This window comes from Aeromicrobium sp. Root236 (genome assembly GCF_001428805.1).
GTDB lineage: Bacteria > Actinomycetota > Actinomycetes > Propionibacteriales > Nocardioidaceae > Aeromicrobium.
In genome coordinates this window covers 2760208-2775337 of sequence record NZ_LMIS01000001.1, presented here as the reverse complement: position 1 = coordinate 2775337, position 15130 = coordinate 2760208, and the positions used below count along the sequence as shown (strand labels likewise).

The 15130-nt window shown below is 71.3% G+C and carries 17 protein-coding genes; 5 read left to right on the top strand and 12 right to left on the bottom strand.

All coding sequences use genetic code 11. The features are described from left to right. Positions 1-46: 46 nt before the first annotated feature. A complete protein-coding gene (locus tag ASE12_RS13975; RefSeq protein WP_056401781.1) occupies positions 47-391 on the bottom strand; it encodes an STAS domain-containing protein in 345 nt (114 codons plus the stop codon). Positions 392-482: 91 nt separating this feature from the next. Between ASE12_RS13975 and ASE12_RS13970 the strand changes: the two genes are divergently transcribed. The 3 genes from ASE12_RS13970 to ASE12_RS13960 are packed head-to-tail and all read left to right on the top strand — an operon-like array spanning position 483 to position 4718. Beyond that, entirely contained in the window at positions 483-2795 is a 2313-nt protein-coding gene (locus ASE12_RS13970; RefSeq protein ID WP_056401778.1) for a DEAD/DEAH box helicase, read from the top strand. A 55-nt stretch (positions 2796-2850) separates the two neighbouring features. Further along, positions 2851-3435, top strand: a complete 585-nt coding sequence (locus ASE12_RS13965) for a helix-turn-helix transcriptional regulator (protein ID WP_056401775.1) — start codon at positions 2851-2853, stop codon at positions 3433-3435. Further along, positions 3432-4718 carry an MFS transporter gene (locus ASE12_RS13960; RefSeq protein WP_056401771.1) on the top strand — a complete coding sequence of 429 codons (1287 nt, stop codon included), beginning with the start codon at positions 3432-3434 and terminating at the stop codon, positions 4716-4718. Before ASE12_RS13965 ends, ASE12_RS13960 begins: the two co-directional genes overlap by 4 nt. Here ASE12_RS13960 and ASE12_RS13955 read toward each other — a convergent pair. The 8 genes from ASE12_RS13955 to ssd form a co-directional block, all read right to left on the bottom strand. After that, positions 4688-5062: an Rv3654c family TadE-like protein gene (locus ASE12_RS13955; protein WP_082582272.1), complete on the bottom strand. Its 375-nt coding sequence runs from the start codon at positions 5060-5062 to the stop codon at positions 4688-4690. The genes ASE12_RS13960 and ASE12_RS13955 overlap by 31 nt on opposite strands. Then, positions 5059-5409 carry a TadE family type IV pilus minor pilin gene (locus tag ASE12_RS13950; RefSeq protein WP_162255493.1) on the bottom strand — a complete coding sequence of 117 codons (351 nt, stop codon included), beginning with the start codon at positions 5407-5409 and terminating at the stop codon, positions 5059-5061. Before ASE12_RS13950 ends, ASE12_RS13955 begins: the two co-directional genes overlap by 4 nt. Continuing rightward, entirely contained in the window at positions 5409-5621 is a 213-nt protein-coding gene (locus tag ASE12_RS13945) for a DUF4244 domain-containing protein (RefSeq protein WP_082582271.1), read from the bottom strand. Before ASE12_RS13945 ends, ASE12_RS13950 begins: the two co-directional genes overlap by 1 nt. A gap of 57 nt (positions 5622-5678) precedes the next feature. Next, complete coding sequence (locus tag ASE12_RS19820) at positions 5679-5855, bottom strand: DUF4244 domain-containing protein (RefSeq protein ID WP_082582270.1); 177 nt, start codon at positions 5853-5855, stop codon at positions 5679-5681. A gap of 115 nt (positions 5856-5970) precedes the next feature. Further along, positions 5971-6669 (bottom strand): type II secretion system F family protein, encoded by a 699-nt coding sequence (locus ASE12_RS13940; RefSeq protein ID WP_056401760.1) that lies wholly within the window; start codon positions 6667-6669, stop codon positions 5971-5973. Further along, positions 6666-7466: a type II secretion system F family protein gene (locus ASE12_RS13935; RefSeq protein WP_056401756.1), complete on the bottom strand. Its 801-nt coding sequence runs from the start codon at positions 7464-7466 to the stop codon at positions 6666-6668. Before ASE12_RS13935 ends, ASE12_RS13940 begins: the two co-directional genes overlap by 4 nt. Continuing rightward, on the bottom strand, positions 7463-8605 hold the full coding sequence (locus ASE12_RS13930; RefSeq protein WP_056401751.1) for a TadA family conjugal transfer-associated ATPase: 1143 nt from the start codon (positions 8603-8605) through the stop codon (positions 7463-7465). Before ASE12_RS13930 ends, ASE12_RS13935 begins: the two co-directional genes overlap by 4 nt. Beyond that, on the bottom strand, positions 8602-9642 hold the full coding sequence (ssd, locus tag ASE12_RS13925; protein ID WP_056401748.1) for a septum site-determining protein Ssd: 1041 nt from the start codon (positions 9640-9642) through the stop codon (positions 8602-8604). Before ssd ends, ASE12_RS13930 begins: the two co-directional genes overlap by 4 nt. Positions 9643-9747: 105 nt before the next feature. Here ssd and ASE12_RS13920 point away from each other — a divergent pair, with 105 nt between their 5' ends. Continuing rightward, positions 9748-10557 carry an HAD family phosphatase gene (locus ASE12_RS13920; protein WP_056401745.1) on the top strand — a complete coding sequence of 270 codons (810 nt, stop codon included), beginning with the start codon at positions 9748-9750 and terminating at the stop codon, positions 10555-10557. A gap of 267 nt (positions 10558-10824) precedes the next feature. Here the strand turns inward: ASE12_RS13920 and ASE12_RS13915 are convergent, their stop codons facing one another. Together ASE12_RS13915 and ASE12_RS13910 are read right to left on the bottom strand one after the other, a co-directional pair. Then, on the bottom strand, positions 10825-12108 hold the full coding sequence (locus ASE12_RS13915) for an FAD-binding oxidoreductase (RefSeq protein ID WP_056401742.1): 1284 nt from the start codon (positions 12106-12108) through the stop codon (positions 10825-10827). 85 nt (positions 12109-12193) lie between these two features. Further along, positions 12194-13084 carry an FkbM family methyltransferase gene (locus ASE12_RS13910; protein ID WP_056401739.1) on the bottom strand — a complete coding sequence of 297 codons (891 nt, stop codon included), beginning with the start codon at positions 13082-13084 and terminating at the stop codon, positions 12194-12196. A 136-nt stretch (positions 13085-13220) separates the two neighbouring features. On the opposite strand from ASE12_RS13910, the gene ASE12_RS13905 reads away from it, so the two are divergent. Further along, complete coding sequence (locus tag ASE12_RS13905) at positions 13221-14279, top strand: acyltransferase family protein (protein ID WP_056401737.1); 1059 nt, start codon at positions 13221-13223, stop codon at positions 14277-14279. On the opposite strand, the gene ASE12_RS13900 is transcribed toward ASE12_RS13905, so the two are convergent. Then, on the bottom strand, positions 14276-15064 hold the full coding sequence (locus tag ASE12_RS13900) for an FkbM family methyltransferase (RefSeq protein WP_082582268.1): 789 nt from the start codon (positions 15062-15064) through the stop codon (positions 14276-14278). The genes ASE12_RS13905 and ASE12_RS13900 overlap by 4 nt on opposite strands. Positions 15065-15130 lie beyond the last annotated feature (66 nt).

Genomic DNA, 15130 nt, shown 5'->3' with positions numbered 1-15130 from the left:
CGTGACGCAGGTTACATGGAGGGCCTGTGATCCGGTGCGACCGGGATCACAGTGCTTGGGTCGTACGCGCCTCGTCGATCGAGGTGTGCAGGCCGAAGACCTTGTCCAGGCCCGTGATCTCGAAGATCTTGAGGATGCGCTCCTGGGTGCACACGATGTCGAGCGAACCGCCATCGGCCCGTACGCGCTTGAGCGCACCGACGAGGACGCCGAGGCCCGTGGAGTCGAGGAAGTCGACCTTCTGGACGTCGATGATGAGGCGCGTGTGGCCCGCATCGACGGCGGCCACGATCGCCTCGCGGAGCTTGGGGGCGGTGTAGACATCGATCTCGCCGCCGACCTCGATGATCTCGAAATCGCCCTCGGTGCGTGACGTCGTCGACAGCTCCATGTCCACTCCTCTCTCCGCCTGCATTCAATCACGATCCGGGGGGCACCGCCGATGGGCGAGACGGTGCGGACACGTCTGGGAGAATCACGAGGTGGACCCCGCTGACCTCGTGCTGCGCTACGGCGAGCGGGTGACCCACGTCGAGCGCGTGCCCGAGCGCGAGGCGGTCGTCGAGCCGTGGCCGGAGTGGGTCGACCCCGCCGTACGCGCGATGTACGAGGCCGAGGGCATCACCGCGTTGTGGGGGCACCAGGCCGAGGCGCTGCACCACGTGCACGAGGGGCGCCACGTCGTCATCGCCACCGGCACCGCGTCGGGCAAGTCCCTTGCCTTCCAGGCTCCGGGCCTGACCGGGCTCGCGGAGGGCCGCAGCGGCAGCGCCCTGCGGGGCAACCGGTTGCCGACCGTGCTCTACCTGGCGCCGACCAAGGCGCTCGCCGCCGACCAGCTGCGGCGGCTGTCGGGTGCGCGCGAGTTCGCGCGGCCGGCCACCGTCGACGGGGACAACTCGCGCGAGGAGCGGGTCTGGGCCCGCGACCACGCCAACTACCTGCTGACCAACCCCGACACGTTGCACCACTCGATCCTCCCCGCGCACGCCCGCTGGGCACGGGTGCTCGGCGGGCTGAGCCACGTCGTCGTCGACGAGTGCCACCACTACCGCGGCGTGTTCGGCGCCCACGTGGCTCACGTCCTGCGACGCCTGCGCCGGGTCTGTGCCTACTACGGCGCCGAGCCCACGTTCGTCCTGTCGTCGGCCACCGTCGCCGAGCCCGAGGTGTTCGCCGGCCGGCTCACGGGGCTCGAGGTCGTACCGGTCACGGATGACGCCTCGCCGCACGCCGCTCGTACGATCGCCCTCTGGGAGCCGCCGCTCCTGCCCGGCCGCGACCCGATCAGCGGCGACGCCACCGAGGGCGTCGTACGCCGGGCGGCCACGACCGAAGCCGGGGAGCTGCTCACCGACCTGGTGATCGGCAAGGTCCGCACCCTGGCCTTCGTACGTTCGCGGCGCGGCGCCGAGTCCGTCGCCGCCACCGCGCAACGCCGGCTCGCCGAGGTCGACCCCGAGCTGGCCGCGCGAGTGGCGACGTACCGAGGTGGCTACCTGCCCGAGGAGCGCCGCGAGCTCGAGCAACGACTGCGCAGCGGCGACCTGCTGGGGCTCGCCAGCACCAACGCCCTCGAGCTCGGCATCGACGTCGCGGGGCTCGACGCCGTCATCAGCGTCGGCTTCCCCGGCACCCGCGCGGCTCTCCAGCAGCAGTTCGGGCGCGCCGGCCGGTCGGGTCGCGACTCGATCGGCATCCTCGTCGCCAGGGACGATCCGCTCGACACGTTCCTCGTCCACCACCCGGAGGCGCTGCTCGGCGCACCGGTCGAGGCGTCGGTGTTCGACCCCGACAACCCGTACGTCCTGGGCCCGCACCTGGCCGCGGCCGCGCAGGAGCTCCCGTTGACCGAGGACGACTTCGAGCTGTTCGGCCCGCGTACGGCCGAGGGCGTGCAGGCGCTCGAGGCGGCGGGCTGGCTGCGCAAGCGCCCGGCCGGCTGGTTCTGGACCAAGCGCGAACGCGCCAGCGACCTCGCGGACATCCGGTCGAGCGGCGGCGCTCCGGTGCAGATCGTCGACGCCGTGACGGGCCGCCTGATCGGCACGGTCGACGCCGGCTCCGCCGACTCAGCCGTCCACGAGGGTGCGGTCTACGTCCACCAGGGCGACGTGCACATCGTCGACGACTACGACGTCGAGCACGGCGTCGCGGTCGTGCATCGCGACGACCCGGACTACTCGACGATGGCGCGATCGGTCACCGAGATCACCGTGACCGAGACCGAGCGCACGACGCCCTGGGGCAAGGCGGCGATGTCGTTCGGCTCCGTCGACGTCGTCAACCAGGTCGTGTCCTACATGAAGCGCAGCACCACCGGCGGCGGCATCCTCGGCGAGGAGCTGCTCGACCTGCCCGCTCGTACGCTCCAGACCAAGGCCGTGTGGTGGACGCTCGAGCCGGATGCCGTCGCGGCGACGTTCGAGAGCGGCGACGTGCCCGGCGCCGCGCATGCCGCCGAGCACGCGGCGATCGGTCTGCTGCCACTGCTCGCGACGTGCGACCGCTGGGACATCGGCGGCGTCTCGACGGCACTGCACGCCGACACCGGGACCATGACCGTGTTCGTCTACGACGGCTATCCCGGCGGAGCGGGCTTCGCGGAGCGCGGCTACGAGCTCGCGGCGCGGTGGTTGCGGGTCACCCGCGACGCGATCGTGGCGTGCGAGTGCGCGGGCGGCTGCCCGTCCTGCGTCTACTCTCCCAAGTGCGGCAACGGCAACGAACCGCTCGACAAGGCCGGCGCCGTACGCCTGCTCGAGGCACTGCTGACCGACGCGCCGGCCTCCTGAACCCAGTTCCACAAGAACTCTTGTGCAACTTCTCTTGTGGGATTATCGTGGTGACATGAACGACGCAGGCACCCCGAGGCCCAACATCCGGCGGATCACCGAGACCGCTGTCCTCAGCGCGATGGCGCATCCGTTCCGCGCCCGCCTGATCGATGCCCTCAAGGTCGACGGCCCGTCCACCGCGTCAGCCCTCTCCCAGCGGACCGGCCAGGCAGTCGGAAGCGTCAGCCACCACCTCAAGGTGCTGGCCGAGGTCAAGGTCGTCGAAGAGGTGCCCGAGCTCGCCCGCGACCGCCGTGAGCGCTGGTGGCGCCTCGTCGACGCCGGCTGGAAGTGGACGTCGTCGGACTTCGCCGACGACCCGGTCGCGGCCACTGCCGCCGCTGCCGCCGAGTCGGCCCACTTCAACCGGCAGGTCGCCCGTACGCACGAGTGGCTCGACACTCACGAGGACACCGGCGAATGGGCCGATGCCGCGTTCGCGACCCAGAACTGGCTGCACCTGACGCCCGACGAGCTGCACGCCATGAGCGTCGAGATCGTCGAGCTGATCCAGCGGTGGCAGGACCGACCGCTCGACGACGGCGCCGAGCGACAACCGGTGTTCGTCTACAGCCGGGGATTCCCGAGCCAGCCATGACCCCGGCTCCGACACCGGTCACCACAGCAACGCCGCTGCGGCAGAACCGGAACTTCAGCCTGCTCTGGCTCGGCGAGGGCGTCAGTCTGCTGGGCAACGCCACGACCGCGGTGCTCCTGCCGCTGCTGGCCGTCGTCGACTTCGGCGCCGGGCCCGGCTGGATGGGCGCCCTCACCGCGGCGGCATGGCTGCCGTGGCTCGTCATCGGGCTGCCCGCCGGGGCGTGGGTCGACCGCATGGCGCCACGTCGCGTCATGATCGTCGCGGACCTGGTCGCCGCAGCCGCCTTGGCGAGCGTGCCGGTCACCTGGGCCGTCGGCGCCCTCACCCTGCCGCACCTCGTCGCCGTCGCCCTGGCCAACGGCGCCTGCACGGTGTTCTTCCGCACGGCGTACGGCAAGCTCATCCCCGACATCGTCGAGACCCGCCACCTCGAGCAGGCCAACGGCCGGATGTTCGGCACCGAGTCGACGATGCAGGTCGTCGGTCCTGGTGCGGGTGGCGTGATGGCGCAGTTCCTCAGCGCCGCCGGTGGCCTCGCCGTCGATGCCGTGAGCTACGTCGTCTCGGCGGCATGCCTGTGGCGCATCCGGCCGAGCGGGGAGAGCAGCGCGCCCGACACGGACACCGAGCCGCTGATGACCCGGATCCGCGAAGGCATCACGTACGTCGCCCACGACCCGTACCTCAGGCCGCTGACCCTCATCGGGGGTGTGTCGAACTTCGGCCTCACCGGGTTCACGACACTCCTGGTGCTGTTCATGGTGGACGACCTCGCACTGTCACCCTCGGTCGTCGGCTTCGCCCTGATGGCGGGCAGCGTGGGTGGCATCGTCGGGGCCGCGCTGTCCGGACGGTTCTCACGACGCTGGGGCTCCGGCCGGGCCGCCGTCGGGCTGATGCTGGCGTCGGGGCCGACAACGCTCCTGCTCGTCATGGCCGGCCCCGGCTGGCAGACCATGTGGCTCATCGTGGGCGTGTTCCTCACCGACGTCTGCATCATCGCCGGCAACGTCATCCGCAACGCCTGGCGCCAGCGCTACGTCCCGGGCCACCTCATGGGGCGGGCGATCACGACGAGCCAGGTCATCAACTTCGGCACGATGCCGGTCGCTGCTGCCACGGCGGGGCTGCTGGGCGAGCAGATCGGCCTGCGGTCGACCATCGCGGTGATGGCGGCCATCCACCTGGTCTCGACGCTCGCGGTGCTGCTCACTCCGCTGGCCCGGGTGCGTGACCTGCCGAGCCCCGCTCACTCCTCTGTCGCCGGCGAGCCCAGATAGAAGTCGGGTGCCGCACGGGCCTTCTGCTCCACCGCCCACCTGTGTCCCCACCACGTGCGACTCGTGGCCCGGGTCGTGATCGTCGCGACGTCGAAGTCCATGCGGCAGGTCAGGACCTTGGCATCGTTGCGACCCGCGATGCGCCGGGCCGCCGCGCACCCGTCCTCACCGGAGACACTGGCCTGCGTCGCGGCGAGGGCTGCGAGGTCGGCCGCCGCTGCAACGCGGTGACGCAGCCTGATCAGACCGGCCATCTCGGTGATGATCAGCGCCGCCACGAGCAGCATCACGCCGATCGTCGCGGCGTGCACCGTCACGGCTCCACGTTCGCCCGGTCCCCTCATGGCGACTCCACCGCGGCGACCGACGCGGAGTCCATCGTCTGAGAGCCGACTCCGGAGAAGAAGGGCACCGGCATCCGTGATCGCGCGGTGACCGTCACCGTCACGGTGCCCGACTCCGTGTCGACCGACACCTTGGCCCCGTCGGGCGCGTGGGTGCGAGCCATCGTGGTGGCCGCGTCGACCCCCTCCCCACGCGCGATCATGCGGGCGGCCTCGCGCGACGCATCGGCGATGCGTATCTGGGTCAGTCCCAGCGAGACGACCCAGAGCAGGAGGAAGGCGAATGCGACCCCGAACGGGATGATCGTGGCCAGCTCAGCGGTGACCATCCCCCGCTCGCGCCTCATCAGAATCGAACGCCGAACCGCGGGACACCCTCGAAGGCGTCACGCATCGGGCCCCAGCTGAACGCCCGCTGCAGGATCTCCCGGAACGTCTCCATCCACGGGTTGTCGTCGAGCACGCCGAACTTGTAGAGCGTGAAGGCAAAGCAGACGGCACCCAGGGTGCCGACGGTGTACTCCGCGGTCGCCATGCCGCGGTCATCGTGGTGAGACATGTGAAGCCTTTCAGGTGGATGGCCCGGGGCGGCGCGACGCCGCCCCGGGCCGGACGGTCAGAACGGGAGCAGGTCGGGGATCTTCCCGATCACGTCCTTGACGAGGTCGCCGAACCACGGCGACTGCCCGATCTTGACGAGCACGCCACCGATCGTGCAGGCGCCGAGGGTGCCGACGGTGTACTCAGCGGTGGTCATGCCCCGCTCGGCGCGGCGCAGGAGCTGCTTCTTCATGTGGAGTCCTTTCGATGGATGAAACTGTTGACAGGAAGAAGCGGGGGCTGAGGCCCGAAGTGCGGCCCCGCTGTCTCGGCTGGGGACAAGTGATGCGCAGCCGAGCAGCTGTGGATCAGAAGCTGAACGAGCGGAATGTCGCGACGATCGTCGGCACGATCCCGATCAGGAAGAAGGCCGGCAGGAAGCAGGCCCCCAATGGCGCGGCCGTGCGGACGGCGACCTTGCGGCTGCGTTCGCGTCGCGCTGCCCGGCGTTCACGGCGCAGGTCGTCAGCCACCCCGGACACCACGTGCGCGACCGGCATGCCTGATGTCGCAGCTCGTCGGAAGGCACGACCCACCGGCGCCAGCGACGGGTCGAGCGCGAGCGAGCGCCACACGGCGCCTGCGTCCCCCGCGATCGCCAGCCGGCCGGCCACGAGGCCGAGCTCGGCTCCCAGCGGGTCCGCCGTGGCCGCCGCGGCCAGCTCGAACGCCGTGACCGGCGGTCGACCGACCTCGAGCGCCGCCACCATGAGGTCCAGGGCGGTCGGCAGCTGGGCCACGATCTGTGCGTTTCGGCGCCGCGCGGCTGCCGTCTCGAGGCGACTCATCGACCGGTGGAAGAGCGGCGCCAGCCCCACTCCGATGACTGGCCCGAGGGGCAGGCCCAGCACGACGAACGCCGCGACCGGAGTCAGCAGGGCGGCGACAACGGCCGGATCGATCCTGCCGCCTGCCTTGGGCTGGCCGAACAGGGCTTGCCGCCTGGCCGTCGTCGAGCACGGGACCAGGCACCAGACGGCAAGTCCGGCGAGCACCGACGGAATCATGTGTCGGTCTCCGCGCTCGACGCGATGTGTTCGACCCAGGCGACCCCCAGGCACGCAAGGGCGCACCCCGCTGCGAGGCACAGCACGCCCGGATAGGTGCCGGTGAGGATGGCGACCGGGTCGCCGCCCATGCCGGACCCGAGGGCCAGGCCGAACACCGGCAGGACCGCCATCAACCGCCCCGTGGCACGTGCGGGAGCGAGCCCCGACTGGACCTCGCGCTCGATCTCGAGGTCGCCGCGAGCCGTCTCCTCCAGCCGGTCGAGCACCCGGGCCAGCGGCGCCCCAGCACGTTCGGCGACGAGCCAGGCGCCCGACAGCTCGGCGAGCAGCTCGGCACCGGTCCCGCGCGCTGCCGTGCGCAACGCCGCCGGCACGTCACCACCCAGGTCAGCGGCACGGGCGGCCGGCACGAGGAAGTCGAACTCGGGGGCCAGGCCGGTAAGGGCCCGCTGCGGCAGGATGCCGGCCCTCAGCTCCGCCGACATCAACCCGATCGCCTCGGAGACCAGGCGGCGCCGTTCCTGCAGCCGCCGATGACGCACGGCGCCCCGCCACTGGCGTGCGCCGAACATCGCCACCGCGGCCACGGTGACGACGAGGATGACGTGCGGACCGGAGACGTCCGCCCGACCGGCACCCCAGACCACGACGAGTGGCGCGGCGACCACCAGTGCCCGGCGCGGCCACGGCTGACCGGAGGCCCCGCGCTGCAAGCGGTGCCGTACGAGCCACGCACCGGGTGGGCGCCACAGCCACACCGCCATCGCCGCGAGCAACGCGGCCAGCGCCGTCAATCGAGCACCTGCTGGAGCCGGCCCGCCCCGGGACCGCGCTCGATGCCAGCCGGTCCGGCCGACAGCGCCGGGATGCACTCGACGATGCCTCCGCGATCGCGTTCGAGGACCGCGATCTGCTGGACCCGGCGTGTGCCGTCAGCTCCGCGGCCGAGGTGGACCACGAGATCGAGGCTCGCCGCCAGCTGGCTGTGGACGGCCTCGCGCGGCAGCCCGGCGGCCACACCGAGCGCCTCGAAACGGGCCGGCACGTCCTGCGTGGAGTTGGCGTGCAGCGTGCCGCACCCGCCTTCGTGCCCGGTGTTGAGCGCGGCCAGCAGGTCGACGACCTCAGCGCCGCGCACCTCGCCGACCACCAACCGGTCGGGCCGCATGCGAAGCGCCTGGCGTACGAGATCACGGACCGTCACGAGGCCGGCGCCCTCCACGTTGGCCGGACGCGCCTCGAGGCCGACGACGTGCGGATGGTCCGGCCTGAGCTCGGTCGCGTCCTCGACGATCACCAGCCGCTCAGCCGGGTCGACCTCGGCCAGCAACGCCGACAGCAACGTGGTCTTGCCCGAGCCCGTGCCACCCGTCACCACGAACGCGGCACGCGCCGCGACGACCCGCCGGAGGATGTCGGCGGTCTCATCGGTGAGGGAGCCGGCGGCTCTCAGCTCGGCCACGGAGAAGCTGCGTCGCGCGGGGACGCGCATCGAGATCAGGGTGCCCGGCCGAGCCAGGGGCGCGAGCACGGCGTGCAGGCGTGTGCCGTCGGCAAGGCGGGCATCGACCCAGGGACTCGCGTCGTCCAGGCGGCGCCCGGCCTGGGCGGCGAGTCGCTGGGCCAGCCGGCGTACGGCGTCCTCGTCGGCGAAGCGCACCGGCGACTTCTCGAGGCCCCGCCCGCGATCGAGGTAGACGTCGTCGGGGCCGTTGACGAGGACGTCGGTGACACCTGGAGTCGCCAGCAGCGGGTCGAGGGGCCCGGCACCCCGCGTCTCGCTGCGGAGCTGGTCGACCAGCGCCAGCACCGTGCCACTGCCGGCCACGTGCTGCTCGGCACGCAACGCGGCGGCCACGCTGGACGGGGTCGCCTCCGCCGTGCCGGCGGCGAGCCGTCGACGCACGCGCTCCAGGATCGGCAGCTCGGTCATGCCGTCTCCAGGCCAAGGGTGTCGAGCAGCGCCGAGGCGGTGCGTCTCGCCGCACGTGAGCGGCCGGGACCCATCCCCCGGTCGACGGCACCACGTACGCGGCGATCGACCCGGTGGCGCGCGAGCACGGGCAGACCCAGCACCTCCGAGACCGCCGCCGGTCCGATGCCGCCCGGCCGCCCCACGGTGACCACCACGATCGAGGACGCCACCTGCTGCAGGCGATCGAGGACGTGCCGTGCGGCACCCACTCCGCAGATGTCCTCGGCGACGACCAGAACGCTCAGGACCGACCTCCCGACGATGTCCGCGCCGAACTCGTCGAGGTGTCGCGGCACGTCGGCGACGACCAGGTCGAAGCCGCGAACGGCAGCGGTGAGCACCGAGGGCACTGCCGCAGGCAGGGCGGTCGTGCCCGACCGGTCCCACGAAAGCGTCGAGACACCGTGGTGGACCGGCAGCACGTCGGCGAGCGAGCCGGCACTGAGCCGGCCGTGCGTCGCGTCGAAGTCGGGCCAGCGCAGCCCGTCGGCCCGCTCAGCGCCCATCAGCAGCTCGAGACCGCCGCCCAACGGATCCGCATCGAACAGCAGCGACCTCAGCCCGCGTCGCTGCGCAGCGAGGCCGAGGGCGACCGCGAGCGTGGAGGCACCCACGCCGCCCGAGCCGCCCACCATGCTGACCAGGCACGCCTCACCGCGCCCGTCCAGGGCACCGGCCAGGGCCTCGAGGATGCGGTCCTCCTCGTGCGGACCGCACACGGCTGCCGCACCCAGCGCGACCGCGTCGGGCCACCACTGCGACGGTTCTCTCGCCAGCAGGACCACGTGCTCCCGCCGCGGCAGGGCCGCTCGCGCCAGGTCGGTCGCCAGGTCCTCACCCACGATCACGGCGGAGGCCTGGCGCCACGATCGACGGGTCGCCGTGACGTCCGGCGCCACGTCAGGCACCGCCCCGACCGCCGCGCACCAGCGGAGGGCGTCGTCCAGCAGCAGCTCGTCTGCGGTGGCGATCAACGGGGCGGCGACGTCGGGCATACGTACGACTGTCGCGGCCCCACCGATTCACCGGAACCGCCGCCCGACACCCTGTGGACGACCAATCCCGGCCCTGCGGGATGTGGACCCGCCTATCCTGAACGAGTGAGCCCCACGAGGTCAGCGGCATTCTTCGACCTGGACAAGACGATCATCGCCAAGTCGAGCACGCTCGCCTTCAGCAAGCCCTTCTTCCAGGGCGGGCTCCTCAGCCGCCGCGCGGTGCTGCGCAGCGCGTACGCCAACTTCATGTTCGCGCTCAACGGCGCCGACCACGACAAGCTCGAGAAGATGCGCGCCTACCTCACCCAGATGGTCACCGGCTGGGACGTCGAGGTCGTCCGCCAGTCGGTCGCCGAGACGCTGCACTCGATCATCGACCCGCTCGTGTACGAAGAGGCCGTCGACCTCATCGAGGAGCACCAGGCCGCCGGCCGCGACGTCGTGATCGTCTCCGCGTCGGGCACCGAGGTCGTCGAGCCGATCGGCGAGATGCTGGGCGTCGACCACGTCATCGCGACGACCCTCTACGTCGAGGACGGCCGCTACACCGGCGACGTCGACTTCTACGCGTACGGGCCCAACAAGGCCGTGGCGATGGAGCAGCTCGCTGCCGAGCGGGGCTACGACCTCGCCGAGTCGTACGCGTACTCCGACTCCGAGACCGACGCGCCGATGCTCGAGGCCGTCGGCCATCCCTTCGCGGTCAACCCCGACAAGGCGCTGCGCCGCATCGCCGAGGACAACGGCTGGCCGATCCTCGCGTTCCGCCGGCCCGTCGCCCTGCGCCGCCGTCTGGGCCTGCACACCAAGGTCGGCAAGGCCGCGGCGGTCACGGTCGTCGCGAGCGCCGTCGGTGCGATCACCGTCGCCCTCGTCTCACGCCGCAAGCACCGCGTGCCCGCGAGATTGTGAAGCAAAGCGCACAACGTTACGGCCCAGTAGGCCTCGCGTCGTCCGGCCCAGTGGCGTAGACAAGGAACCAAGAACTCCACAGCGGCAAAGCAGCTCAGTACCCACGCGGCGATCACCCGTCTCAATGGGAACGTTGCTCGTGGACTCCGTCCCACTCAGGGATTCAGACGGGGCCCCGACGACTCCGATCCAGCACGCCTGGTAGCCGAGCCAGCTTGCCAGGCGGCGCCATTCCCCCGGGGATCGGCGCCGCCGCTCTGTGTGGCGTCAGGGTGCGACGTTGAAGTTGCGCCGGAACACGTTGTCGGGGTCCCAGGCCCGCTTGACCTCGCGCAGCCGCTCGAGCGTCTCCGCCGGCCAGAGCGCCGCGATGTCCTCCTCGGTCGCCGAGCCGAGGAAGCCGGCGTACGACCCGATGCCGTGGTCGCCGATCGTGCGCCACACGGCCCTGGCGGCGGCGATCTCGTCGTCGGACGCGTCCTCGGACACGAATGCTGCGGACACCACCAGCGCCTCGGCCTCGCGGTGCGCGAACGCCGTCTCCGACGGGTCGACCCGGCCGAAGGCACCACCGAGGCTGCGCAGGAACACGATGCGTCCTCCGGCGGTGTACGCGTTGGCGACCGCCTCGGACACCGCAGCGTCGACGGTCAGGACCATCGTGTTGCCGATGACCGGGCGGATGCCCGGCGGCGGGTGCGGCGCCTCCTCGAGCACCGAGGCGTACGCACGCTCGCCGATGTCCTCCGCGACGACGGTGCCGATGCCGCGCAGCGGCTCGAGGGCTGCCGTGTCGTCGCCGGCGAGGCAGACGAAGAGCATCGCGCCGGCCGGGAACTCACCCATCCCGGGCATCAGCGCGAGCGACGTGCTCAGCTCGTCCGGCGCATCGCGCATCACGTCGGCCCAACGCTGCACGAGGCCAGCCACGTCGTCGAGGGCGAACGCGATCGAGCCGAAGTGCACCGTCGAGACCTGCTGCGCCTGGAACTCGAGCGCCGTGACGATGCCGAAGTTGCCGGCACCCCCGCGCAGGCCCCAGAACAGGTCGGCGTTCTCGGTGGCCGACACACGGACGACGTCGCCGGCCGCGGTGACGACCTCGGCGGCGAGCAGGCTGTCGATCGTGAGGCCGTGCTTGCGGACCATCCAGCCGACGCCGCCGGCCTGGGTCAAGCCGCCGACCCCGACCGAGAGGGTGTCGCCGGCGGTGATCGCGAGGCCGTGCTCGGCGAGCGCCGCTGCAGCAAGCCCCCAGGTGGCGCCCGCGCCGATGCGCACCCGGCCCTCGCCGAGCACCTCGACGCTGTCGAGCCGGGACAGGTCGATGACGATGCCGTCGTCGACGTTGCCGTAGCCGAGGGCGTTGTGACCGCCGCCGCGAATCGCGAGGGGGAGGCCTTCGGCCTGCGCGTGACGGAGCGAGGCCGCCACCTCGTCGGGCGTGCTGGGGCGCAGCACGAGCGCCGGCGAGGCCACGCCGGAGTTCGTCGTGCGCGCGGCGTCGTAGTCGGGGTCGCCGGGGCGGACCGCGAAGAGCTCGATCGTCATGGGGTCGTCCTTCAGGTCGGGTCAGGTCACGTCTGGAAACGACGATAGGACCTTGACCGCAGTTGAGGTCAACCTCTCACCAACGTCAGCTGGGCTGCACCGCGCGGAGCGCCTCGGCGCCGGCCGCATCGTCACGGTGCGAGACCGCGACGTCCCAGAAGTGGTAGGCCCGGGATTCCAACGGCTCGTCGAGCAGGGCCGAGCGCTCCGCCATCTCCGACAGCGGATAGATGCCGATGGGGCGGCCGCCGTTGTCCCACACGCGTACGAGGTCGTAGCCCAGCGCGTCGAGGTCGGCCCACACCTTGAGCGGATCGTTGCCGGCGAGGCGCGTGAGCTCGTGGTCGTACTCGAAGAACAACACCGGCTTGGTGTCGGCCCACGTACGCGCGACGGCGGGGACGAGGTTGACGTCGTAGCCGTCGGTGTCGGACTTGACCAGGCGCAGCCCGTCGAAGTCGGGGTGCCGTTCGCGCAGCTGGCTGACCGTGACGGTCGGCGCGGTCTTCTCGGACTCCCCCGGCACGAAGCGGGTCGTGCCACCCTGGCGGACCGGCGCCATCGCGACCTCGGCCTCGTCGTCGAGCAGCAGCGACGCCTCGACCGCGATGCGGGAGTCACCGTCGACGTTGCGGTGCAGGAAGTCGAGGTAGAACCCGTCTGCCTCGACGCACAGCACCTTGCCGTCCGCGACGTCGAGGATCTGCAGCGTCGAGTCGCCGACGTTGGCCCCGATGTCCATCGCCACGACTGGGCGTCCGTCGGCGGCGGCGAGTGCCGCGGCGAGGCGAGGGAGGTTCTGGCCGTATTCCGGCTCGACGCGGGCGTAGTCAGGCAGCCGGTGCGACCACGGAAGGACCATGTCGACGCCCTGGACCGTGCGCTTCACCGGTCGGTCGGGCCAGCGGTCGCGGATGGCCCAGCCGATCCGACGGCGCACGCGCTGGACGATCGACTCCGGGGTCTTCGGGGGCATGCATTCTCCTTCGAGGTCGGAGGCAGTCTAGAGGAGTGATTCCGCGTGCCGCAGCGTGACGCGAGACTCGTCCACGAGGCCGACGGCTCAGCCCCTTTGCGTCACATCGCCGCGGCGCACGACCTATCATCGTCGGGTGACAGCAGCCAAGACCCGCAGCGTGGCGATCGACCTCGTCCGCGTCATCGCCATCATCGGCGTCGTCGCCCGGCACGTCTGGTACGACCCGGACGGCATCGTCGCGCAGGTCATCTGCCCGTGGGCGATCGCGGTGTTCTTCGTGCTGACCGGCTATCTCTGGTCGTCCAAGCGCGACCTCGACGGCGAGATCAAGAACCGGTTCCGCAACCTGCTGATCCCCTACATCACCTGGATGCTCGTGATCGGCATCCCGTTCTTCACCTGGGCGTTCATCCACTTCGACGGCAAGCGGCTCGGCGTGCTCGGCCTGCTGGTGGCGACGATCTACGGCGCCCAGCTCATGGTCGTCCCGTTCAGCGCCTGCTGGTTCTTCACGACGATGTTCTTCACCGCCGTGCTGGCCCGCTTCCTGGAGCGCTACCCGCGCCGGGTCACCTGGATCGTCCTCGCCGTCACGCTGCTGATCACGAGCGCGCCCGGACAGATCCCCAAGCTTCTCTGGTTCTTCCCGCTCGGCACGGGTCTGGCGTTCCCCTGCCTGTTGTTCCTGGTCTTCGGCCAGGAGCTCCGCCGTCACCGAGCCCGCATCACCCGGCCACTGCTCACCGGCCTGCTCGTGGTCGGCGTCGGCGCGATCGCGGTCGCCCTCGGCGCCTCGGAGAACCTCAGCGGCACCCTGATCGAGGTCAAGAACTCGACGTACGGCTTCCCGGTCGCCGGTCTCGTGAGCGGTGCCGTCATCGGCCTCGGCCTGGTCCTCGTCGCCGAGGGGCTCGACCCGATCGTCCCGAGCCGCATCGGCCCGGCCGTCGTACGCATCGCCACCACGTCGACGTTCGTGATGTTCCTGCACCCGTGCATCCTGTTCCTGATGCGCGGGGACGACGACGCCGGCACGTGGCCGCAGTTCGCCGCGTCGCTGCTGGGCTCGTTCGCGCTGGCGCTGCTGTGCCTGCGCCTACGGATCTTCCCGTGGCTCACGGGCGTCTGGACGCCGCGGACGGCGGCACCAGCGACACAGCGGGCCGGCGCTCCTGACGCGGCAGCGAGCTAGAGCGGGAGCGCCGTACGGGACAGCCACACCGTGCCGAGGCGCGGCGTCAGGGGCTCCTGGCGAACGACCGTCAGCCCGGCCTTGGCGAAGAACTCCTCGAGCTCTTCCCACGAGTGACCGTCGACCGGGTGGTACTCCATGACGACGCGCTGCACGCCGGCCCAGTCGGCCGGCTCGGAGCCCAGCACGATGTCGTACTCGGCGCCCTCGGTGTCGATCTTGACGACGTCGACCCGGTCACCGGCCTGCGCGAACGCGGCGGCGACGGTCGTGCACGGGATCTCGATGACCGTCGAGCCGGCCGGGGCGGTGATGCCGTTGAGCCCGCTGCCGCCGGCGTTGTCGGCGAACTGCAGCGTGCCGACCTTGGACGACACCGCGGTGTTGTTGACCGTGACCCGCTCGGCGAAGCCGTTGCCGGTGATGTTGCGCGACAGGAAGCCGTACGTCGTGGGCGAGGCCTCGAACGTCTGGACCCGGCCCTGCGGGTGGAGCCGGGCGAACGCCATCGAGAAGCAGCCGATGTGGCCGCCGATGTCGACCGCCGAGACGTCGGCGGGCAGGTCACCGGTGAACCAGTCGAGTCGGTAGGCGTCCTCGGCGAAGACCTCGTAGACCGGGACGCGGGCACCGGCGACGTTGGGGCAGATCACCGTGAGGTCGTCGTCGACCTCGAACACCAGCTCCGGCTTGTGACGGGCGATCGCCGTGAGGACGGCCGTGCCGTTGTCGAAGTCGACCAGGGTCTGGCGCACTCGCCTGGCAGCCAGGGTGATCCTGCTCATGAAGCGGTTCCTTTCAAGGGGAAGACGTCACCGTAACGCGGCACGCGACGGGTCCAACGACCGGCT